Here is a 21,575-nt window from a genome sequence, read left to right as displayed (position 1 = left end):
CTCAATCGGCGCTGAGCGCGACGGCCGGCTGAAGATGCGAGGCGTTGCGCGCCGGCAGGTAGCCGAAGACGAGGCCGGTCAGGAAGGAGCAAGCGAAGGCGAGCGCGACGGGGCCTGCCGTGAAGCTGACGGGCATGCCGAAGGCCTTGGCGAGCCCGCCGATGGAGAGCCCCAGCACCACGCCTATGGCCCCGCCGATCGCCGAGACGACGAGCGCCTCGATCAGAAATTGCAACAGGATATCGCGCCGCCTTGCACCGGTCGCCATGCGCACGCCGATCTCGCGGGTGCGCTCGCGCACGCTCACCAGCATGATGTTCATCACCCCGATGCCGCCGACGAGCAGCGAGATGGCCGCGACGGAGCCGAGGAAGAGCTTCATCGTGTTCGACGTCTCGGTGAAGGCCTCGCGCACCGAGGACATGTTGGTGATCTGCGTATCCTCGGCCTTGTGCCGCTCGTTCAGTAGGGTCTGGATGGCATCCTGCGTCAGGTCGATGGCCGAGGCGTCCTCGACCTGAACGGTGATGGTGCGCACGTTGCGCTGGCCGAAGAGCCGCATGCTGCCGGTGGACAGCGGCACGAGCATCACGTCGTCCTGGTCGTTGCCACCGGCGCTCGCGCCCATCTCGGCCATCACGCCGATCACCTGGAAGGGGATCTTGTTGACCAGCACATACTGGCCGAGCGGATTGCCGCCGGTCGGAAACAACGTCTTCGCCACCGTCTGGCCGAGCACGACGACCGGCGCATAGGTGTCCATGTCGTCCTGGTTGATGAACTCGCCGGAGGCGACGGTCCAGGATTTCGCGCGCGGGAAGGCCGGCACCGTGCCGTTGGCTGTCGTCTGGTAGTCGATATTGCCGTAGCGCACCGTGACGGAGCTCGTCATTTCCGGCACGGCGAAGGCGACATTCGGCAGTTCGAGGATCGCATCGGCATCCGACGGCACGAGGGTGACGGGGAAGCTGCCGCTGCCGCCGCGGAAACTCGCCATGCTGGGGCGCACCAGCAGGAGGTCGGAGCCCATTGCGGAGATGCGATCCAGCACGGAATTCTGTGCCCCCGTGCCGATGGCCAGCATCGCGACCACCGAGCCGACGCCGATGACGATGCCGAGCAGCGTCAGCACCGTGCGGAAGAGATTGGCGTGCAGCGCCCGGAAGGCCATCTTGATCGCCTCCGAAATGTCGGCGATGGCGGCCGAGCCTTCCTTCATCGCCTTCTGCCGGCCGGCAGCGGCTTCGGTGGAAGGACGGGGCTTGCGTGCGCGGTCGGAGATGATCTCGCCGTCGCGGATCTCGATCAGGCGGTCGGCGGCCTCCGCCACCTCGCGCGAATGGGTGATGAGGATGATCGTGTGGCCGTCCTCGTGCATCCGGCGCAGCAGCGCCATCACCTCTTCGCCGCTCTGGCTGTCGAGCGCGCCGGTCGGCTCGTCGGCGAGGATGACGCGGCCGCCGTTCATCAGCGCGCGGGCAATGGAGACGCGCTGCTGCTGGCCGCCGGAAAGCTGGTTCGGCCGGTGGTCGAGCCGGTCGGCGAGTTTCAGCGAGCCGAGCAGCGCTTCCGCCCGCTCCTGCCGGTCGCGCGCCGGAAGGCCGGCATAGATCGCCGGCACCTCGACATTCTCGCGGGCGCTTGCCGTGGGGATGAGGTTGTAGCTCTGGAAGACGAAGCCGAAGGTGCGGCGGCGCAGCGCCGCAAGGTCATCGCTCTCGAAGCCGGCGACCGGCTCGCCGTCGATCAGGTAATCGCCGGAGGTCGGCTGGTCGAGACAGCCGAGGATGTTCATCAGCGTCGACTTGCCCGAGCCGGACTGGCCGATGATCGCCACGAACTCCCCCGCTTCGATATCGAGCGTGATGCCGTGCAGGACCTCAACGGCGAAGTCGCCGTTGTAAAAGGTCTTGGTGACGTCCCTGAGTGAGATGAGCGCCGTCATGGCCGCACCTCAGAACATCGGCGGCATGCGCATGCCGCGCCGCGAGTTCCGGTCGCCGCCCGAGGCATTGCCGCCGCCCGCGCTGACGACCACCTTGTCGCCCTCGGCAAGGCCGCGCTTCACCTCGACGCTGACGCGGTTGCGGATGCCGGTCTCGACCGCGCGCACCTCCTGCTTGCCGGAGGCCGTGACGACCGTCACCTCCGCCTTCGGCTTGCCGCCGCCCTCGGGGCGCTTCATCGACACCGCGCCGGCCGGCACGACCAGCACGTCGCGCGCCGCGGCCTGCACGAAGAAGACCTGCGCGCTCATCGACATCATCAACTCGCCCTCCGGGTTCGGCACGTCGAACAGGGCGTTGTAGAGCACGACATTGTTCTCGACGGTCGGGGACGGCTCGATCTGGCGGAGCTTGCCGGTAAAACGCTTGCCCGGCTGGCCGAGCAGCGTGAAATAGGCCTCCATGCCCACCTTGAGGCGGCCGACATCGGCCTCGGAAACCTCGGCGCGCACGGTCATGGTGGAAAGATCGGCGATGGTGACGATGGTGGGCGCGGTCTGGACCGAGTTCAGCGTCTGGCCTTCCTTCACCGGATTGGCGATGACGGTGCCCGCCATCGGCGCGTAGATCTTGGTGTAGCCGAGATCGACCTCGTCGCCGGCCAGCGTCGCCTGCTGCTTGCGGATCTGCGCCTCGGTGGCGTTGACGTCCGCCTCCGCCGCGGCAAGGTCGGCCACGGCCTGGTCGAGCGCCTGCCTTGCGGCGGCATTGCCGGCCACAAGGCTTTGCTGGCGGGCGATATTGGCCTGCTTGAATTCGAGCTGCGCCTTCTTGGAAACGAGCTGCGCCTGCAGATTGACGAGTTCCGCGCGGTTGATCTCCATGCGGTTCTCGATGGTCGCCGGGTCGATCTCGGCGAGAAGCTGGTCCTTCGTCACGGCATCGCCGATGGCGACATGCAGGGCCTTGAGCTGGCCGGAGACCTGCGCGCCGGCATCGACGGACTTCACCGCCTCCAGCGTGCCGACCGCCGTCACCGCATTCTCGATATCGCCGCGCGTGACGGGCTGCGTGATGATCGCGGCCGTCGTCTCGGCCGGTGCATAGGCGCGCCAGCCGTAGTAGCCGGCACCGGCAAGGATAGCGATGACCGGCAGCCAGACCCAGGCGCGCGAGCGGCGCTTGCGGCGCGCGGGCGGGGTCGCGCCCGGCATGAAGGTGACATTCGTGCGGCCGCCCTCGTCGGCGGCCTTCTCATCCGTCTTCGGTCGTGCGGTCTTGGTCATCGGCATTCCCACATGTCGAGGCCATGCCTCTTAAGTCCCTTTCATCGACATGTGGCACCAGAAGCCCCCGAGGAGAAGCCCTTGGGATCATTATATTTCCGTAATGTTCGCCGAAAGGCTCATGTTATCCGGGCCGGCCGGCCCGCCTTGCCGCGATGCGCCGGCGAAGGCTTGCCACCTCCTCCTCCGTCAGCGTCCGCACCGCTCCCTTCTCCAGATCGCCGAGCGCAAGATCGCCGATGGAGACGCGCAGGAGCCGCAGGCATTCGATGCCCAGCGCCTCCAGCATGCGGCGGATCTGGCGGTTCTTGCCCTCGTCGAGCACCACCTCGATCCAGGAATTTCTCTCGCCTTCGCGCACGGTCCGCACCTTCGTGGCGCGCAGCAGGTCACCGTCATGGCTGACGCCGCGCATCATGGCGTCGAGCACCTCCGGGTCGGCCTTGCGGTCCATCTGGACGTGATAGGCCTTGGCGACATGGGTTTCGGGGTCGAGCAGCGCCTGGGCGAATTCCGTGTCATTGGTGAAGAGCAAAAGCCCCTCGCTCGCCTTGTCGAGGCGGCCGACGGGGGAGAGATGCGCGTGGTCGAGGTGTTTCAGGCAATCGAAGACCGTCGGCCGGCCCTCCGGGTCGTGCCGCGTGGTGACGAGGCCGCGCGGCTTGTTCAGCATCAGGTAGACGCGCTCCTCGGCGGCGACGCGCGTGCCGTCCACCGCGATCACCGCGTCGGAAAGGTCGACCCAGGTCTCGGTATCGGTCGTCACGCGGCCGCCGACCGTCACCCGTCCCTCGCGAACCAGCGCTTCGGCCTGCGTGCGCGAGCAGAAGCCGAGCTTGGAGAGGGCGCGCGGCAGCGTCACCCGCTTTCCGCCTGCGGGCGAGCCGGCCTCACGGCCCGTTTTCGGTTTCTGCGCCTTGCGGGTACCCTTCATCTCGCCGTCCTTGGTTGACCCAAAGGCCCTTGCCATTCTAAAGCCGGGGTCGTCCAGCCAAATCCGCAAAGCCCGAAGTGAGACGCCGTTGACAAAGGACGACATTACCCACGAACTCGTGACGCTGCGCGATTACTGGCGCTATGCGATCTCCCGTTTCAACGCCGCCGACCTCAGCTACGGCCATGGCACGACGACGGCCGGCGACGATGCGGCCTTCCTGCTGCTCGATTCGCTCGACCTGCCGATCGACGCACTCGATCCATTCCTCGACGCCCGCCTGCTGCCGGCCGAGCGCCGGCTTCTCGCCGAGCGCATCGAGGCGCGCGTCACCACCCGCAAGCCCTCCTCCTATCTCACGGGTCGCGCCTATATCCAGGGCGTGCGCTTCCATGTCGACGAGCGGGTCATCGTGCCGCGCTCGCATATCGGCGAGATCCTGTTCAGCGAATATCTCGGCGAACACGGCTCGTCCTTCCTGCCGGACCCGATGGCCGTCGCGAGCGTCGTCGACATCTGCACCGGCTCCGGCTGCCTTGCCGTCCTTGCCGCGAAATTCTTCCCGCAGGCCGAGGTGGATGCGGTGGACCTTTCGGCCGATGCGCTGGAGGTCGCCGAACTGAATGTGGCCGAACACGATGTCGCCGGGCAGGTGAACCTCTTCGAGGGCGACCTTTTCGCGCCGCTCGCCGGCCGCCGCTACGACCTTATCATCACCAATCCACCCTATGTCGACCATGAGGCGCTGGACGGCTATCCGCCGGAATTCCGCGCCGAACCGGAGATGGCGCATGACGGCGGCGAGGACGGGCTCGACCTCGTCCGCCGCATCCTCGTGGACGCGCCCGATTACCTCAACCCCGAGGGCGGCATGATCTGCGAGATCGGCTCGGGCCGGGAAATCCTCGAGGAGGAGTTCCCGCATCTCGATTTCGTCTGGCTCGAAACGGCCGAATCCCAGGATGCCGTCTTCTGGATTTCCGCCGAGGCGCTGGGCGTCAGCGGCGAATGACCCGCCGCCCGGCGACAAGACCCAGCACCGCGAGGACGGGCGACAGGGCCGCGAACAGGGTCGGGCGATGCCCGGCCACGTTCTCCCAATGCGGCGTGATGAAGTCGCCGGTATAAAATGGCTCTTCCGAATAGGCGCATTGGACAAGGGCGCTGCCGCGCTCGACCATTTCGGCATCGATGCGGGACGCCAACTCGCCCGCCGGCGTGGAAACGCTCGGCATGTCGCGCATGTGGAGAAGCAGCATCCGTGCGCCCGACAGATAGGCGTGGGAACACTCGTTGAACGGGCTCTCCTCGTCCGCCACCGCCCTAGGCGCCATTCCCCAGAGACAATAGTAGTTCTGGATGCGGGTATAGTTCTTCAGCTTGCGGAAGACGGGATCGGATTCCTTCGCCCGGTCCGAGAGGGCGAGGATCGCGCCGAAATGATCCTCCAGCACCAGCAGGGCACCATGGGACATGCTCGGAATGGCAAGGCCGGTGATATCGGAAGAGGATGCGCGCCGGCCGTGGGCATGCGCCTCGGCGCCGAGGACGGCCAGGAACAGCAGGAGAAGGAGCGGGCGCAGGGCGGTGGCCTCCCCTCGTCTTGGAGAATGCCGCGGAGGCCGCGGCATTCCCGTGTTCAAACGATCAAAGGCCGGCCGGAACCGCGCGGTAATTGCCCGAGCGCACGAGGCTCTTCTCGGCGAGATAGCCGAAGACCAGCGACAGGACCGTCCAGAGCGTGACCTGCAGGCAGATCGTCGCCAGGCGGAAGTCGTAGAGCGCCGTTGCCGGGAAGTTCTCCGGAACCTCGTTGATCGCCGGAAGCAGGCGGAAGACGATGGTCAGGAACACCACATAGGCGATGCCCGCGACGATCGCGCCGTTCCAGCGGCCCAGATGCTCGCCGAGCCGGCGGGCAAAGGCGACGGCCAGCGCCAGCGCGAAGATCGAGGCGGCGAGCGTGACGAAGAACAGCCCGGTCCTCACGCCAATGGTTTCGGGATCGCCGACGGCCGGCGGGTTCGGCGGATATTTGAGGTCGGGAACGACCACGAGCGCGACGAAGGCGGCAAAGCCGAGCAGCAGCGCCAGCGAACGCGGGCTCAGGCGGCCGACGCGGCCATAGAGACCGGCGAAGACCAGCGAGAAGATCCCGCCCATCGCCACGCTGTAGGTGACGACGCCGGTGAAGAGACCGAGGCCGGCCTGCGTCTCGCGGCTTACCGCTTCGGGTTCCTCGGCAGCGCCATCCGCCGGCGCTTCGGCCGCCGCCATCAGTTCCTCGAACGCGATGGCGCGATCGACCTGGGGTTCACCGTAGATCCGGGCAAAACCGAACGCGACAAGTCCGGCGACGAGGCCGGCGATCATGCCTCGCAGCAAAAGATGACCAGTCATTTCAACACCTCAATGGCAGGGGAAGCCGAGCAGATGGCGCCCGTCATGCACGAATTCGTGGACCTCAAGGCCGGACAGAAGACGGGCTGCGCCTTCCTCGGTGCTGACGAAGTAGAGCGCGAGCAGCATCAGCAGGCCGCCGAAAAGCGCCCATGGAAACAGCTGGCTTGCGGGAATGGGGGTGACGGCCGTGCCGCCGCTCAAGGTGATGTCAGACATGGTCCCTCTCTGAATACGCGTTCGCTTGTGGGCAAGAACTGGGTACACCTCGAGGTCTGGCTTTCGCCGGGGCGATTACAGTGGCGCGACCGCGCCAGAATTTCACTGGCTTCCCAAGGTGGTATAGGATTCTATCAGGGGCGTTTCGCGGGAGTCAACGAAGTTCCGCCCCGCTGGGCTTCATTCTTGCCGAAAGGAACAGCGATCGTGAGCGAGGGAACGGAAGAGGCCGACATCCGGCGCGTGCGGGCAAGCCGTATCACGCTGCTCTGCCGGGGCGCGACCGCCGCCAACCGCCTCGCCCGGTTCTCCGCCGACGAGCCGTTGCTGCCGAAGGAAGCCGGGAAGGCCGGGCGCCTCGCCCGGCGGCTGCCGGCCTATGCGGCGGTGCTCCACGCGCCCGAGATCGCGGCCCGCGAAACGGCCGCGCTCTTTTCCGCCAGGACGGTTCCCTGCGAGGCGCTGCGGGATGTCGATCACGGGCAATGGCGCGGCCGCAGCCTCGAGGATATCGCGGGCGAGGACCCGTCCGGGCTCCAGCACTGGATGGCCGATCCGGCCGCAAAGCCGCATGGCGGGGAAAGCATCGAGGAGGCACGGGCGCGCTGCGCGGCATGGCTCGAGGAACAGCACGGCGCGGGCGGGCATCGCCTCGCCGTCACCCACGCCCTCATTCTCAAGATCGTTCTCGCCCATGTCCTCAGGGCGCCGCTCTCCGCCGTCTGGCGGGCGGATGTCGAGCCGCTCGGCATGATGACGCTCACCAGCGACGGCCGGCGCTGGGCGTTGCGGTTCTTCGGCTCGCCCGCAGGGCCGGAAGGCGATTCATGATGCCGCTTTGCGCCGGCCGGAAGCCGGCCGGCGCGAGGGCCCTGCCTCAGGCGGCCTTCAGGAGGTCGCCGTGCGGGTCGAGGACGAACTTGGTCGCCGCGCCCTGGTCGAAGCTCTCGTAGCCCTGGACGGCGTCGTCAAGCGCGATGATCTTGGCATTGACGATATCGGCGATGGGCAAGCGGTCATGCAGGATGGCCTGCATGAGCTGGCGGTTGTACTTCAGCACCGGCGTCTGGCCCGTGTGGAAGGACTGCGCCTTCGCCCAGCCGAGGCCGAAGCGCAATGACAGGCTGCCCTGCTTGGCGGCATTGTCCACAGCGCCGGGGTCCTCGGTGACGTAGAGGCCCGGAATGCCGATCGAGCCGGCGGCGCGGGTGATCTCCATCATCTGGTTGAGCACGATGGCCGGCTGCTCGCCGCCCGAATGGCCGCGCGCCTCGAAGCCGACGGCGTCGATGGCGCTGTCCACCTCGTTGGTGCCGACGACCTCGGCGATCATGTCGCCAAGCCTGTCGCTCTTGGAAAGGTCGATGGGCTCGAAGCCGACCCTGGCGGCATGCGCCAGGCGATCCTTGTTGAAGTCACCGATCATCACCACGGCCGCGCCGAGGATGCGCGCGGAAGCGGCGGCCGCAAGGCCGACCGGGCCGGCACCCGCCACATAGACCGTCGAGCCGACGCCGACGCCCGCGCGCACCGCGCCGTGGAAGCCGGTGGGCAGGATGTCGGAGAGCATGGTGAGGTCGCGGATCTTCGACATCGCCTTGTCGCGGTCGGGGAACTTCAGGAGATTGAAGTCGGCATAGGGGATCGTGACGTAGCGGGCCTGCCCGCCGATCCAGCCGCCCATGTCGACATAGCCGTAGGCGCCGCCGGCGCGCGACGGGTTCACCGTGAGGCAGACGCCGGTATCCTGCGACTTGCAGCAGCGGCAGCGGCCACAGGCGACGTTGAAGGGCACGGAAACGATGTCGCCGATCTGCAGCATCTCGACGTCGATGCCCTTCTCGATGACCTCGCCGGTGATCTCGTGGCCGAGGACGAGGCCCGGCATCGCCGTCGTGCGGCCGCGCACCATGTGCTGGTCGGAGCCGCAGATATTCGTGGAAATCACCTTGAGGATCACGCCGTGCTCGATGCGGCGGCCATCCGGGGCCTCCAGCTTGGGATCGTCGATGTCGCGGACCTCGACCTTGCCGGGGCGCATGTAGACGACGCCTCTGTTCCTGCTCATATCATCTCCTCCTTTTCGTTAAACGCCGGTACCGGCCCGCTCCTCCGCGGGCAGGATGTGCTCTGGACGCCGCGCAGCCGGACCATCGGCCGGGCCTCACGCTTCAAGGCGGGTGCGGGATTTCCGACGATCGGCCCCGGCATGGGCGGGACGGCACCTTGAACACATGCAGCAAACCACTTGGCAGGCGAAATGACGCTCGGGAATACGACATAAGCGGTGTCCGCAACGACACGCCGCCGCGGCGGCTTCAATGTCCCGAAAACGGAAACGGCCCCGCAAAGGCGAGGCCGTTTCGATCGCGCGGGAAAAGGCTCCCGGAAGGCTCAGAAATCCCAGTCCTCGTCCTCGGTCGCGACCGCCTTGCCGATGACATAGGACGAGCCGGAGCCGGAGAAGAAGTCGTGGTTCTCGTCGGCATTCGGCGAAAGGGCCGAGAGGATGGCCGGGTTCACCTTGCAGGCTTCCGGCGGGAAGAGCGCCTCGTAGCCGAGGTTCATCAGCGCCTTGTTGGCATTGTAGTGCAGGAACTTCTTGACGTCCTCGGTGAGGCCGACGCCGTCGTAGAGTTCCTCGGTATAGCGCGTCTCGTTGTCGTAGAGCTCCAGCAGCAGATCGAAGGCGAAATCCTTGATCTCCTGCTGCTTCTCCGCGCCAAGCCGCTCTATCGCCCGCTGGAACTTGTAGCCGATGTAGTAGCCGTGCACGGCCTCGTCGCGGATGATGAGGCGGATCATGTCGGCGGTGTTGGTGAGCTTGGCGCGGCTCGACCAGTACATCGGCAGGTAGAAGCCGGAATAGAACAGGAAGCTTTCGAGGAAGACGGATGCGACCTTCTTCTTCAACGGATCGCCGGAGGCGTACTGCTCCATGATCAGCGCCGACTTCCTCTGCAGGAACTCGTTCTCCTCCGACCAGCGATAGGCGTCGTCGACGTCCGGCGTCAGGCACAGCGTCGAGAAGATGGAGGAATAGGAGCGCGCATGCACCGCCTCCATGAAGGAGATGTTGGAGAGCACCGCCTCCTCATGCGGCGTGGCGGAATCCTCCATCAGCCTCACCGCGCCGACGCCGTTCTGGATCGTGTCCAGCAGGGTGAGGCCGGTGAAGACGCGGATGGTGAGCTTCTGCTCTTCCGGCTTGAGGGTCGCCCAGGAGGGGATGTCGTTGGAGAGCGGCACCTTTTCCGGCAGCCAGAAATTGCCGGTCAGTCGGTTCCAGACCTCGAGGTCCTTGTCGTCCTCGATGCGGTTCCAGTTGATGGCGCGGATGGCGCTCGCTGCCTTCGGGGTCTTGGTCTTCACTTGGATGTTCATTCTGGTCCCCAAAGGTCAGAGAGCGCAGGAGACGCAGCCCTGCACTTCCGTGCCGGACAGCGCCATCTGGCGAAGGCGGATGTAGTAGATGGTCTTGATGCCCTTCTTCCAGGCGTAGATCTGCGCCCGGTTGATGTCGCGCGTCGTCGCCGTGTCGCGGAAGAACAGCGTCAGCGACAGGCCCTGGTCGACATGCTGCGTCGCCGCCGCATAGGTGTCGATGATCTTCTCCGGTCCGATCTCGTAGGCGTCCTGGTAGTAGTCGAGATTGTCGTTGGTCATGAAGGCGGCCGGGTAGTAGACGCGGCCGATCTTGCCCTCTTTCCGGATCTCGATCTTCGAGACGATCGGGTGGATCGAGGAGGTCGAATGGTTGATGTAGGAGATCGAGCCGGTCGGCGGCACGGCCTGGAGGTTCTGGTTGTAAAGCCCGCCTTCCATGACGGCCGTCTTCAGCTCCAGCCAGTCTTCCTGCGTCGGAATATGGATGCCGGCCTCCTCGAAGATCGCCCTCACCTTCTCCGTCGCCGGCAGCCATTCGGCCTCGGTATATTTGTCGAAATATTCGCCGGAAGCGTATTTCGAATTCTCGAAGCCCTTGAAGCTGACGCCCTTTTCCACCGCCAGCCGGTTGGAGGCGCGGATGGCGTGGTAAGTCACGGTGTAGAAGTAGATATTGGTGAAATCGACGCCCTCTTCCGAACCGTAGAAGATGCGCTCGCGGGCGAGATAGCCATGCAGGTTCATCTGGCCGAGGCCGATGGCGTGGCTGTCGTCATTGCCCTTCTCGACCGAGGGAACCGAGGAGATGTGGCTCATCTCCGAAACGGCGGTCAGCGCGCGGATCGAGGTCTCGATGGTCCGGCCGAAATCGGAGCTGTCCATCGCGGCGGCGATGTTGAGCGAGCCGAGATTGCAGGAAATGTCCTTGCCCATCTTGGCATAGGAGAGGTCGTCGTTGAATTCGCTCGCCTCGCTCACCTGGAGGATTTCCGAGCAGAGATTGCTCATGGTGATGCGGCCTGCAATCGGGTTCGCCCGGTTCACCGTGTCCTCGAACATGATGTAGGGATAGCCGGACTCGAACTGGATCTCGGCGATGATCTGGAAGAAGTCGCGCGCCTTGATCTTCTTCTTCCTGATGCGGCCGTCCTCGACCATCTCGCGATACTTCTCGCTCACCGATATCTCGGTGAAGGGCACGCCGTAGACGCGCTCCACGTCATGCGGCGAGAAGAGGTACATGTCCTCGTTGTTCCTCGCGAGCTCGAAGGTGATGTCCGGGATGACGACGCCGAGCGAGAGCGTCTTGATGCGGATCTTCTCGTCGGCATTCTCGCGCTTGGTGTCGAGGAAGCGCATGATATCCGGGTGGTGGGCGTGAAGGTAGACCGCCCCCGCCCCCTGCCGCGCGCCGAGCTGGTTGGCGTAGGAGAACGAATCCTCCAGCAGCTTCATCACCGGGATGACGCCCGACGACTGGTTCTCGATCTGCTTGATCGGGGCGCCCATCTCGCGAAGGTTCGTCAGCGACAGCGCGACGCCGCCACCGCGCTTGGAAAGCTGCAGGGCCGAATTGATCGAGCGGCCGATGCTTTCCATGTTGTCCTCGACGCGCAGGAGGAAACAGGAGACGAGCTCGCCGCGCTGCTTCTTGCCGGCATTGAGGAAGGTGGGGGTCGCGGGCTGGAAGCGGCCGGAGATGATCTCGTCGACGAGGTCGCGGGCAAGCTGCTCGTTGCCGCGCGCCAAAGCGAGCGCCACCATGCAGACGCGGTCCTCGTAGCGTTCGAGATAGCGCTTTCCGTCGAAGGTCTTCAGCGTATAGGACGTGTAGTACTTGAATGCGCCGAGGAAGGTCGGGAAGCGGAACTTCTTGTCATAGGCGTGGTCGAAGAGGTCGCGCACGAAGTTGAAGGAATACTGGTCCAGCACCTCCTGCTCATAATAGCCCTCGGTCACGAGGTAATCGAGCTTCTCCCTGAGATTATGGAAGAAGACGGTGTTCTGGTTGACGTGCTGGAGGAAATACTGCTTGGCCGCCTGCCGGTCCTTGTCGAGCTGAATCTTCCCCTCCTCGTCGTAGAGGTTCAGCATGGCGTTCAGCGCGTGATAGTCCAGCGCGGTGATCTCCGGGGCCTTCGCCGGCTTATCTCCCGCGGGATGAGAAAAAGCGTGAGGCGGTTTTTCGCTCGCATCCCGCGGCGTCGAAGCGTTCATCGTGTCCAAAATCGTTCCAGTCCCTGTCTGACATTGTCGACGTCCTCATCCGTGCCGAGCAGCTCGAAACGGTAGAGGAACGGCACCGCGCATTTCGCGGAGATGATGTTTCCCGCGACGGCATATCCGGCGCCGAAATTGGTGTTGCCCGCCGCGATGACGCCGCGGATCAGGCTGCGGTTGCGCGGATTGTTGAGGAAGCGGATGACGGGCTTGGGCACCGCCCCCTTCTCCCCGCCCCCGCCATAAGTCGGCGAAACCAGGACGAAGGGCCGGTCGGCCTGCGGGGCTTCCCCGGCCGCGTCGAGCGGCAGGCGCAGGGCCTCGACCCCGAGCTTTTCCACGAAGCGCCGGGTGTTCTCCGACCGGCTGGAAAAATAGACGAGGTCCCCCACCGCCTTCTCCTCAGGCGAGCGCGCTGATCATGTCCGGGCGGAAGCCGGCCCAATGCTGCTCGCCGGCGATGACGACCGGGACCTGGCGGTAGCCGAGACCCTGCACGAGCGCATAGGCATCGGCATCCTCGGAAATGTCGACAACATGATAGTCGATGCCCTGGCGGTCGAGCGCGCGGGTGGTCGCGGTGCACTGGACGCAGGCGGGCTTGGAGTAGACGGTGATGGACATGGCTTTCCTCGTTTTCGATCAGGCATGGGATATCGCCCGGCCATCCGCCGATGGCCGTTCGATGAATTCCCGGTGATAAGGGCGGCCCTCTACGGACGGCCGGACGCGGGGCGCCGCCTACTCGCGCGGATGGACTGGCAACAAAATCGACATGACTTCACCCCGAGACATTTCGCGGGGGATCGGGGGAGACGGCGGGCGGCATCCTGCACAACCCAACGCTCGCCATCCGGACACCCCGCCCGTGGACGTTCATGCTCGAGGCAGGTCTCCTGGCTTGCGGGTCGCGGCATCCGTCCGCCTTCCCAAGGCATTTACGCCCCAGTGGCTCATCGAACGAATGCTCGCCGCTTACAGTTGCGGGGGCAGCTCCGGATTGACGCGGCCATCATGGCCGCCCCGGATTCCCGTCTTAGCCTTCCATCCTTTCGAATCGAAGGAACCTCGAACACAAGATATAGTAGACGAGGTAAAAAATGCGTCAACGGCTATGGTGGATTTTCCACGGTTTCATTGCGCACCAGCGAGCGGGTCCCCGGCAATCGCCTCCACATTCACCGCCATCGACTTGTGGCCGGCACGCATGACCGGTGCCTTTGCCTAGCACCAAGAGCCGCGCTTGCGCAGCCATGCGGCCGACTTGTCCAGCCCGCCGAAGGGGAAGACGTGGATCTGCGTGATGGGGCCCGGCATCGCCGTGCGCCAGCGCTCCTCGACGGGGCCGACGACCGTTTCCGGCGAATAGCCGGCGGCGAGCGCCATGAGCCCGCCGCCGTGCCGGGTCAGGACGGAAAGGGAGTTCCCGATGCCGCACATGGTTCCGTATTTGATGAGCGTCGTGATCTTGGCCGGTCCCGCGACGCCGAGATGGATCGGAACGTCGATGCCAGCGCGCACCAGCCCGTCCGCCCAGGCGATGGCCTTCTGCGCGTCGAAGCCGAACTGCGTGACGATGCGCAGGCGGGCATCCGTCCGCTCGGCGAAATCCAGCTTGCGGCGCAAGGCTTCCAGCGCGACCGCGTCGGTGAAATCCGGGCTGCCCTCGGGATGGCCGGCAATGGCGAAATCCCGGATGCCGAAGCGGTCGAGAACGCCCGTTTCCAGAACGTCGAGCGAGGACGAGAAAGGCCCGGCCGGCGGCGTGATGCCGCCGCCGATCACCAGCACGTCCATGACGCCCGCCTCTTCGGCCAGGCGGCCGACGCGCCGTTCCAGCGCATCCCGCGAGGCGATCCGCCGGGCGGCGAGATGCGGCACCGGCACGCAGCCGGCTTCATGCAGCCGGCGGGCGGCGGCCAGCGTTTCCGCCTCGGTCTCCGGCGCGCCGATATCCGTCAGGTAGACCCGCACGCCCCGCGGCAGCAGCGTGACGAGGTCCGCGACCGGCGGGACCTGTTTCGGCAGGGCTTCCATCGAGGCTGGAAGCCGTCCCGTTTCCGTTCGCACCTGTCCGATCATTCTCACGCTCATGCCCGTTGAAAGTAATGGCCTGCTATGACGCCCTTTTCCGCAAGGCGCAGCATCCAACGCGTCATACGCTTGACGGCTTGCGCAAAAGTATCGTGGAAGGGCGAAACGGCAAGCCCCGCCGAAGAGGCGGGGCCCTGTCGCGTCAAGAAGGCGCAGCCTTTCAGGCCCGGCCGATCTCGTCGAGATACCAGCCGATATAGCGCAGCTCGTTATGCTCCATCGGCGCGATGGGGCCGGGCACGAAATAGTGCGACCGCACGCCGCGCGCCGTGTGCTCGATAATCGCCTTGTCCTCCTCGGTCGTCACCTTCCACAGCCAGGTGAGCTTGGCGAGGTCGTAGTCCCTGCCCGCCTCCGCCTTGCCGTCGACGAGCCAGATCAGCTCCATCTCGCAGCTCTCCGCCGATTTCGGGATGAAGCGGTAGATCATGCCGTGGTCGGGATAGCAGACGAGGAAGGTCGTGCCACCGAGATGGATGGAGGTCACGCCCCCGTCGAAGTCGCTGAAGCGGCCCATCAGCGGGGCGACCGCCTTGCCGTCCTCGCTGCCGCTCTGCACCCCGTCATAGAGCGCATAGCGGAAGGCGTGGATCGCCTCGCGGCCCTCGCGCGAGGTCTGCCAGTGGTTGCCCGAGCCGACCTCGATGCCGAGCGCGCAGGTGCGCGCCTCCATCGCCTCGTTCAGCGCCTCGATCATGTGGAGCGGTTGCTCCAGCGCGTGGGTCTGGGAATATTCCGGATGCGCCGGGCCGCAATGGTAGCATTCGACATAGTTCTCGACCGCCAGCTTCCAGTTGGCGGCGACAGGATAGCTCTCGCGGTGGGCGACGCGGGCGCCCGCCCAGCCATACTGGCCGCAGGTGGCGTGCAGCAGGTTCTCGACCTCGGAAAAATCGAGCGGCGTCTCGGCGAAACAGATGAAGATCAGTCCCTCGACGACGCGGACATGGATCTTGCGCAGGCCATGCTCGCCGCGGTCGAATTCCTTCGGCATCAGGCGCGCCGCCTTGAGGCTGCCGTCGTTGCCGTAGGTCCAGGCATGGTAGGGACAGACGAAGACGCGGGCATTGCCCTTCTGCTTCGTGCAGACCTCCGCGCCGCGATGGCGACAGACATTGAGCATGGCATGGACGGAGCCGTCGGCCGCACGGGCGACGATCACCTGCTCGCTGTCGATGCGGAAGACCTCGAAATCGTTGACGTTCGGGATCACGCTCTCGTGGGCGATGCAGTGCCAGTGGCGGCGGAACACCCGCTCCATGTCGCGCTGGTAGATCTCCGCGTCATGGTAGAACGGGCGGGCGAGCCCGTGCCCCGGCCGGTGCTCCGCAACGAGACGATCGATGCGGTCGGCGTTGACGTCGATGACGGCTTCGGCAATGTGTCCCATACTGGTCGACCCTATCAGGCTGTTCGGTAAACCAGTATTCCGGGGCGCCCTCAGTCCGGCAAGATGGCGGGAAGGCCACGATTAATCGACAAGTTCGATCACGCGGCCTGCCGGCTTCAGGGCGCTTGGAGAACCCCAGTATCGAGGAACGTCTCGATGGCGTTGCACCAGGGGGCGATGTCGATGCCGTTCGCCGCCAGCCAGTCCGCATTGAAATACGTCCCGGAATAGCGGTCGCCGCTGTCGCAGATCAGCGTGACGAGCGAGCCTTCGCGGCCTTCCTTCATCATGCTGTCGGCAATCGAGATGAGGCCGAAGAAGTTCGTGCCCGTCGAGGCGCCGACCCGGCGGAACAGCCGGTCGGACAGCACATGCGCGGCGGCGATGGAGGCCGCGTCCGGCACCTTGATCATGTGATCGATGACCGTCGGGATGAAGGACGGCTCGACGCGCGGCCGGCCGACCCCCTCGATGCGCGACGGCGTCGTGCAGGTCGTTTCCATGTCGCCGCTCTTCCAGGCGTCGTAGAACACCGAGTTCTCGACATCCGTCACGCAAAGCCGCGTCGCGAGGTTGCGGTAGCGGATATAGCGCCCGATGGTCGCCGAGGTGCCGCCGGTCCCCGCCCCCATGATCACCCAGGCCGGCACCGGATGGGCTTCCCGCTCCATCTGGCCGAAGATGCTCTCGGCGATGTTGTTGTTACCGCGCCAGTCGGTGGCGCGCTCGGCATTGGTGAACTGGTCGAGATAATGGCCCTTCGTCTCCGCCGCGATGCGCGCCGCCGTCTCGTAGACCTCGCCCGGCTTGTCGACGAAGGCGCAGCGCCCGCCGAAGCGCTCGATGACGTCGATCTTCGTGCGGCTGGTGCTGCGCGGCATGACGGCGATGAAGGGCAGGCCGAGCAGGTTGGCGAAATAGGCCTCGGAAACCGCCGTCGAGCCCGACGAGGCCTCGACCAGCGTGGTGCCCTTGCAGATGCGGCCGTTGCAGATGCCGTAGAGGAAGAGCGAGCGGGCCAGCCTATGCTTCAGGCTGCCGGTCGGATGGGTGCTCTCGTCCTTGAGATAGACCGAGATGCCCTTCAGCCCCTTGAAGACCGGATTGACGAGGTGGGTGTCGGCCGAGCGGCGGGCATCGCCCTCCAGCATGCCGATGGCCGCGCGCGCCCAGGCGCGGTCGGCGCAATCGAGCGAGGAGACCGGTTCCGGGCCAGGCGAAGTTGCGGCACCGTTCATGCCTCACTCCCCCTTGAGCGCGATGACGGCCTCGATCTCCACCTGCGCGTCTTTCGGCAGGCCGGAGACCTCGAAGGTGGCGCGGGCGGGATAGGGGGCGCAGAAGAACTCGCCATAGGCCGCGTTGATCTCGGCAAAGCGCGAGAGGTCGCGCACGAGCACGGTGGTCTTGACGGTGCGCGCGATATCCGTGCCGGCGGCGCGGGCGATGGCGGCGATGTTGCGCAGGCATTGCCGCGCCTGCTCGACCGGATCGTCGGAGGCGAAGGCGCCGGTCGCCGGATCGATCGGCAGCTGGCCGGAGACGAAGAGCAGGCCGTTCACGGCGATCGCCTGCGAATAGGGGCCGATGGCCGCCGGCGCATCGGCGGCGGTCACGGCGCTGAGGCCTGCCTTGGGGTCGGAAGTGGAAACCATCGTCAGCTCCGTTCTGGTCATTCATGGAAATTCATGCGCGACGCGCAGCCTTCCATAACAGGTTCGCGCCGCGGGCGCATGCCGCGGCCGGGAATATTCGTGTCGCCATGCGACATGCAGCCCGGCTCGCCTCAGCGGGACAGCGTTTCCCAGAGAAGCGCGATGCGGCTCGCATCCTCTTTCGCATTGATGGCGAAGACGCTTTCAGCCTGCTGCAAGGCCGTGCGCTGGAGCGCCTCGCGCCGCTGCGCAATGAGCCGCTGCAGGACGACCTGCTCGATAGGCTCGCCGAAATCCTGCGGGGAGCGCTCCATCAGCAGGGCGAGGCCCGCAAGGTCGTTTTCGCGGCCAAGCGCCGCGATGATCGGGCGCAGCATTTCCTGGCGAGCGATCATCGCCTGCGGCCACAGCGGCCTCAGGAGAATGAGGCAGGCATTGAGGGTCTGGGCGCTCTTGCGCAATTCGTGAAAGCCCTTGCCGCCGTCGGCAGCCGACAGGACCACCCCGTTGCCCCGCGTGAGGATGCGCTTCCAGCCACGCGCCACGATCTTCGCCAGCCTGCGCCGGCCGTCCGGCAGGTCGAAATCCGTAAGGCCACCCCGCACCTTGCGGCAGGCGGCGATGACCTGCGCGACATTGGCCTCGAGCGCGGCATGGTCCATGGCCTCGCGCCGGGCGGCGAGGACGGCGGCCACCCGCTTGAAGAGCACCGCCTCCTGGGGCTTGCGCGCCTCCGTCACCAGCCACTCCCCCGTCTCGGCAAGCGCGGCGACCTCGCGCCCTTCGGCGAGGAGGCGGGCGGCATCGCGCAGGCGCGCATTTTGGTGGCGGAAGAAGGTACGGTCGCCCTCCGCGAAAAGGCGGTGGAAGGCGCGAAGGCGCTTGAGCGCCCGCCGAGCCTCGTGCACGGCATGATGCAGGCCGCCCGGCTGCTCGGTGAGGAGGACGACGATATCGTCCAGCGCCTTTTCAGCGCCGCCACGCAACTGCGCGGCCGACAGCATGGAAGGATCGAGACGAAGGATCATGCGGGCGTCTTTCGGCAAATATCGGTTCGCTTCGCCGATAGCATGTTTCCTGCCGGGATGCTTCCTGAAGTCGAAAGCCGCACGGAACCGGCAAGGGCCTATGGTCTCATTTCCGCGTCAGGCTGAACGAGAAATGGCTGCCGCGGTGATAATCGATGGCATAGTTCACCGGCTCGCCCGCCGCGTTGAAACAGGTCTCGGTGATGAGCAGCGCCGGACCGAAATCGCGCAGGTCGTGGCGCTCGACCACGTCGTCCGGCAACATCACGGAGGAAACGCTCGCCGCCGACATGCGCGGGCGGTTGCCGTGCTCTTCCAGAAGCGCCATCAGCGAGCCGCTCCAGTCGATATCGTAGAGGCGGCCGGCAACGATGCTGCGCGGCACGTAGTCGATGCAGTAGAGGATCGGCTCATCTTCATGCAGGCGGATGCGCTCGATGCGGATCACGCGGTCGGCCGGCCCGAGCCGCAGGCTCTCGGCGACCCGCTTGTCCGGCGCTTCCTCGGCGATGGAGAGCACCTTGTTGAGCGTGCGGTAGCCGTAATGGCGCGCCATGTCGGTGACGCTTTCGAAGACGGTGATCGGCCGGTCGACCTGGACGGCGGCGAGCGCCGAGACGAAGCGGCCGCGGCCATGCTCGACATAGATCACGTCGTCCTGCTCGAGCAGTTTCAGCGCCTCGCGCAGCGCCGGCCGCGAAATGTGGAAGCGCTGGGTGAGCTGCGCCTCGGTCGGCAGCTTGTCTCCCGGCTTCAGCCCCTCCTCGCGGATGAGATCGGCGATCCGGTCCCTGAGCTGGACGGCGAGCGTGCGCGAATCGCGAAGGGGTTCGTCCACCGCATGCCTCGTTGATTGATTGTTCTTCGCTTTTCTTGTCTGACAAATCCTGGGTGGTCAAGCGCTAAGCGCTTCCCGGCATGCCTGCGCAATATGGTGCTCTTCCGGCATTTCCTCTCCGCGACCCGGCTTGACACGATCTCTCCACGATGTCAGTTGTCTTACAACTACATTTCATTCCTATTCGGGGGCAGACATGCTGAATTTTGACGAACAGAGGTTCCTTCGCATCCAGTCGGGCGCCGTCGGGCTGCAGAAGCGACTGGAGACGGTGATCGCGTCCTGCCTTGCCGCGGGTGCGGAGAACATCTTCTTCCTCGGCACCGGCGGCGCGGCGATCCTGATGCAGCCGGCGGCCCAGCTTCTGCAGCGCCGCTCGCGCTTTCCCGCCTTCATCGACATGCCGGCGGAACTCGCCCTCACCGGCTCGGCGAACCTGACGGAAAAGTCGATCGTCGTCATGCCCTCGCTCTCCGGCACGACGAAGGAGAGCGTCGCCCTCCTCGCCATGCTCAAGGAAACCGGCGCGACCGTCCTCACGCTGGTCGGCCATGAGGAAACGCCTCTCGGCAAGGGCGGGGACCATGTCTTCGTGAACTTCGCCGAGGACGACACGTCCTGCGAATCCTTCTACCTGCAATCCCTCTTCATCGCGCTCGCCATCCTGAAGCATCGCGGCGAGATCGAGAACCACGACGAGATCGTCGCCGAGCTCGCCCGCATGCCGGAACTGCTGCTGGAGGTGAAGCGCGCCTACGAGCCGAAGGCCGAAGCCTTCGCGAAGGTGCTGGCCGGCTCCGACTACCACATCGTCACCGGCGCCGGGAATGTCTGGCCGGAAGCCTTCTACTACGGCATGTGCATCCTGGAAGAGATGCAGTGGATCCGCACCCGCCCCGTGCACGCCTCCGATTTCTTCCACGGCACGCTGGAGCTGGTGGAAAAGGGCGTCAGCGTCATCCTCTTCAAGGGCGAGGACGCCCTGCGCCCGCTCGCCGAGCGCGTGCAGAACTTCGCGCCGGGCTATACCGACAAGCTGACCGTGCTCGACACCGCCGAATTCGACCTGCCGGGCATCTCCCCGGAGGTGCGCGGGTTCGTCTCGCCGGTGCTGCTCGCGACCGTGCTCGAGCGCATCAGCGCCCATCTGGAGGTCATGCGCAACCATCCGCTGACCACGCGCCGCTACTACAAGCGCGTCGCCTACTGATATAGCGGCCCGGCGCCCGGCCATCCGAAGCCGCGAATGCAGGACAGCGCATTCGCGGCTTTACCGTCCCTGGCGTTTCCCGTTATCGCGGGAAAGCTTCGGCCGTACCCTCGCTGACATTGCCCTGGAAGAGACCAGCATGACGACCTTCCGCTTCGCCGCCGTCGGCGACAATTGCATCGACCGCTTCCGCCCGTCCGGTCCACAGGCCTCCGGCAGCCAGTCGTTCGTGGGCGGCAATGCGGTGAATGTCGCCGTGCAGCTTGCCCGCCTCGACCGGGTCTCCTTCTATTTCGGTGCAGTCGGGCCGGACGAGGCCGGGCGGCATACGCGGCGCCTTCTTTCGGAACACGGCGTGGACGTCACCCATCTTCAGGTGCGCCCCGGCGTGACGGCCTATACGGATATCGAGACCCTTGCCTCCGGCGACCGCGTCTTCGTCCATGAGGATTTCGGGGTCTGCGCCGGCTACCGGCCGGATGCCGACGACATTGCCGTCCTCAGGACGATGGACCATGTGCATATCGGCTGGATGGACGATGGCGGGGCGCTCCGCCGGACGCTTGCGGAAGCCGGCGTCAGCGTCTCGCAGGATATTTCCGTCAATGCCGATCCGGCCAATCTCGGCACCGGCGGCCTTTCCATCGCCTTCGCCTCGGCAGGTGACGACGATGACATTTGCGAAGCTTTGCTGAAACGCCTTCTCGACGAGGGCCTGCCGCTCGCCGTCGTCACCCGCGGCGGCAAGGGCTCGGTCGCAAGCGACGGCAGGACCCGCGTCGAGGCGGGCATCCGGACGGTCAACGTGGTCGACACGACCGGCGCGGGCGACAGCTTCATCGCCGGTTTTCTTGCCGCGCGCATCGGCGGCCTGCCGCTTGCCGCGTGCCTTGCAGCCGGCCGCGACCGGGCGGCGCTGACCTGCACCCATGTCGGCGGGTTCCCGCAGCAACCGCAGCCGTTCTGAC

General features: G+C 65.8%; 21 protein-coding genes and 2 riboswitches. Of the genes, 4 read left to right on the top strand and 17 right to left on the bottom strand.

What is annotated here, in order from left to right; all coding sequences use genetic code 11:
* Position 1 precedes the first annotated feature (1 nt).
* The 3 genes from ShzoTeo12_RS17675 to ShzoTeo12_RS17665 form a co-directional block, all read right to left on the bottom strand.
* The gene (locus ShzoTeo12_RS17675; protein ID WP_318913249.1) at positions 2–1,945 is read right to left on the bottom strand and encodes a MacB family efflux pump subunit; all 1,944 of its coding nucleotides are present in this window, start codon (positions 1,943–1,945) and stop codon (positions 2–4) included.
* Positions 1,946–1,954: 9 nt separating this feature from the next.
* Positions 1,955–3,232 (bottom strand): efflux RND transporter periplasmic adaptor subunit, encoded by a 1,278-nt coding sequence (locus ShzoTeo12_RS17670; protein WP_318913248.1) that lies wholly within the window; start codon positions 3,230–3,232, stop codon positions 1,955–1,957.
* Between the two features lie 124 nt (positions 3,233–3,356).
* A complete protein-coding gene (locus ShzoTeo12_RS17665; protein ID WP_318913246.1) occupies positions 3,357–4,166 on the bottom strand; it encodes a pseudouridine synthase in 810 nt (269 codons plus the stop codon).
* Between the two features lie 88 nt (positions 4,167–4,254).
* Here ShzoTeo12_RS17665 and prmB point away from each other — a divergent pair, with 88 nt between their 5' ends.
* Complete coding sequence (gene prmB, locus ShzoTeo12_RS17660) at positions 4,255–5,178, top strand: 50S ribosomal protein L3 N(5)-glutamine methyltransferase (RefSeq protein ID WP_245424694.1); 924 nt, start codon at positions 4,255–4,257, stop codon at positions 5,176–5,178.
* On the opposite strand, the gene ShzoTeo12_RS17655 is transcribed toward prmB, so the two are convergent.
* Genes ShzoTeo12_RS17655 through ShzoTeo12_RS17645 form a run of 3 tightly spaced genes read right to left on the bottom strand, consistent with a single transcriptional unit; the run spans position 5,165 to position 6,785 of the window.
* Positions 5,165–5,797 (bottom strand): hypothetical protein, encoded by a 633-nt coding sequence (locus ShzoTeo12_RS17655; RefSeq protein ID WP_318913244.1) that lies wholly within the window; start codon positions 5,795–5,797, stop codon positions 5,165–5,167. The two genes, prmB and ShzoTeo12_RS17655, sit on opposite strands and share 14 nt — an antisense overlap.
* A gap of 16 nt (positions 5,798–5,813) precedes the next feature.
* The gene (locus tag ShzoTeo12_RS17650; RefSeq protein WP_318913242.1) at positions 5,814–6,566 is read right to left on the bottom strand and encodes a CbtA family protein; all 753 of its coding nucleotides are present in this window, start codon (positions 6,564–6,566) and stop codon (positions 5,814–5,816) included.
* Positions 6,567–6,575: 9 nt separating this feature from the next.
* Entirely contained in the window at positions 6,576–6,785 is a 210-nt protein-coding gene (locus ShzoTeo12_RS17645) for a CbtB domain-containing protein (protein ID WP_119254312.1), read from the bottom strand.
* Positions 6,786–6,838: 53 nt separating this feature from the next.
* Positions 6,839–6,900, bottom strand: a riboswitch (cobalamin riboswitch).
* A gap of 92 nt (positions 6,901–6,992) precedes the next feature.
* On the opposite strand from ShzoTeo12_RS17645, the gene ShzoTeo12_RS17640 reads away from it, so the two are divergent.
* Entirely contained in the window at positions 6,993–7,616 is a 624-nt protein-coding gene (locus tag ShzoTeo12_RS17640; RefSeq protein ID WP_318913240.1) for a histidine phosphatase family protein, read from the top strand.
* A gap of 46 nt (positions 7,617–7,662) precedes the next feature.
* On the opposite strand, the gene fdhA is transcribed toward ShzoTeo12_RS17640, so the two are convergent.
* The 11 genes from fdhA to ShzoTeo12_RS17585 all read right to left on the bottom strand — a co-directional run bounded on the left by fdhA (position 7,663) and on the right by ShzoTeo12_RS17585 (position 19,397).
* Entirely contained in the window at positions 7,663–8,853 is a 1,191-nt protein-coding gene (gene fdhA / locus ShzoTeo12_RS17635; protein ID WP_119254310.1) for a formaldehyde dehydrogenase, glutathione-independent, read from the bottom strand.
* Positions 8,854–9,179: 326 nt separating this feature from the next.
* Entirely contained in the window at positions 9,180–10,169 is a 990-nt protein-coding gene (nrdF, locus tag ShzoTeo12_RS17630; RefSeq protein WP_318913238.1) for a class 1b ribonucleoside-diphosphate reductase subunit beta, read from the bottom strand.
* Positions 10,170–10,184: 15 nt separating this feature from the next.
* Positions 10,185–12,389 (bottom strand): class 1b ribonucleoside-diphosphate reductase subunit alpha, encoded by a 2,205-nt coding sequence (nrdE, locus tag ShzoTeo12_RS17625; RefSeq protein WP_318913236.1) that lies wholly within the window; start codon positions 12,387–12,389, stop codon positions 10,185–10,187.
* The gene (gene nrdI / locus ShzoTeo12_RS17620; protein ID WP_313192071.1) at positions 12,386–12,784 is read right to left on the bottom strand and encodes a class Ib ribonucleoside-diphosphate reductase assembly flavoprotein NrdI; all 399 of its coding nucleotides are present in this window, start codon (positions 12,782–12,784) and stop codon (positions 12,386–12,388) included. Before nrdI ends, nrdE begins: the two co-directional genes overlap by 4 nt.
* Before the next feature lie 10 nt (positions 12,785–12,794).
* Positions 12,795–13,016 carry a glutaredoxin-like protein NrdH gene (nrdH, locus tag ShzoTeo12_RS17615; protein WP_119254306.1) on the bottom strand — a complete coding sequence of 74 codons (222 nt, stop codon included), beginning with the start codon at positions 13,014–13,016 and terminating at the stop codon, positions 12,795–12,797.
* 244 nt (positions 13,017–13,260) lie between these two features.
* Positions 13,261–13,478: riboswitch (cobalamin riboswitch) on the bottom strand.
* Between the two features lie 138 nt (positions 13,479–13,616).
* Positions 13,617–14,474: a methylenetetrahydrofolate reductase gene (locus ShzoTeo12_RS17610; protein WP_318913231.1), complete on the bottom strand. Its 858-nt coding sequence runs from the start codon at positions 14,472–14,474 to the stop codon at positions 13,617–13,619.
* Between the two features lie 172 nt (positions 14,475–14,646).
* Positions 14,647–15,876 carry an aromatic ring-hydroxylating dioxygenase subunit alpha gene (locus ShzoTeo12_RS17605; protein ID WP_318913229.1) on the bottom strand — a complete coding sequence of 410 codons (1,230 nt, stop codon included), beginning with the start codon at positions 15,874–15,876 and terminating at the stop codon, positions 14,647–14,649.
* A 116-nt stretch (positions 15,877–15,992) separates the two neighbouring features.
* Positions 15,993–17,027, bottom strand: coding sequence for a PLP-dependent cysteine synthase family protein (locus tag ShzoTeo12_RS17600; protein ID WP_318914385.1), 1,035 nt, complete (start codon positions 17,025–17,027; stop codon positions 15,993–15,995).
* 90 nt (positions 17,028–17,117) lie between these two features.
* Positions 17,118–17,531: a Rid family detoxifying hydrolase gene (locus ShzoTeo12_RS17595; protein WP_318912777.1), complete on the bottom strand. Its 414-nt coding sequence runs from the start codon at positions 17,529–17,531 to the stop codon at positions 17,118–17,120.
* Between the two features lie 131 nt (positions 17,532–17,662).
* Positions 17,663–18,559, bottom strand: coding sequence for a CHAD domain-containing protein (locus ShzoTeo12_RS17590; protein ID WP_318913225.1), 897 nt, complete (start codon positions 18,557–18,559; stop codon positions 17,663–17,665).
* 106 nt (positions 18,560–18,665) lie between these two features.
* Complete coding sequence (locus ShzoTeo12_RS17585; protein ID WP_119255433.1) at positions 18,666–19,397, bottom strand: GntR family transcriptional regulator; 732 nt, start codon at positions 19,395–19,397, stop codon at positions 18,666–18,668.
* A 196-nt stretch (positions 19,398–19,593) separates the two neighbouring features.
* On the opposite strand from ShzoTeo12_RS17585, the gene ShzoTeo12_RS17580 reads away from it, so the two are divergent.
* On the top strand, positions 19,594–20,607 hold the full coding sequence (locus ShzoTeo12_RS17580) for an SIS domain-containing protein (RefSeq protein ID WP_318913224.1): 1,014 nt from the start codon (positions 19,594–19,596) through the stop codon (positions 20,605–20,607).
* A 139-nt stretch (positions 20,608–20,746) separates the two neighbouring features.
* Positions 20,747–21,574 (top strand): PfkB family carbohydrate kinase, encoded by an 828-nt coding sequence (locus ShzoTeo12_RS17575; protein WP_318913222.1) that lies wholly within the window; start codon positions 20,747–20,749, stop codon positions 21,572–21,574.
* Position 21,575: the final 1 nt, after the last annotated feature.

Origin of the sequence: Shinella zoogloeoides (assembly GCF_033705735.1) — a bacterium.
GTDB lineage: Bacteria > Pseudomonadota > Alphaproteobacteria > Rhizobiales > Rhizobiaceae > Shinella > Shinella zoogloeoides_A.
The sequence above is the reverse complement of the archived record's forward strand: the minus strand, read 5'-3'. Positions and strand labels throughout refer to the sequence as shown.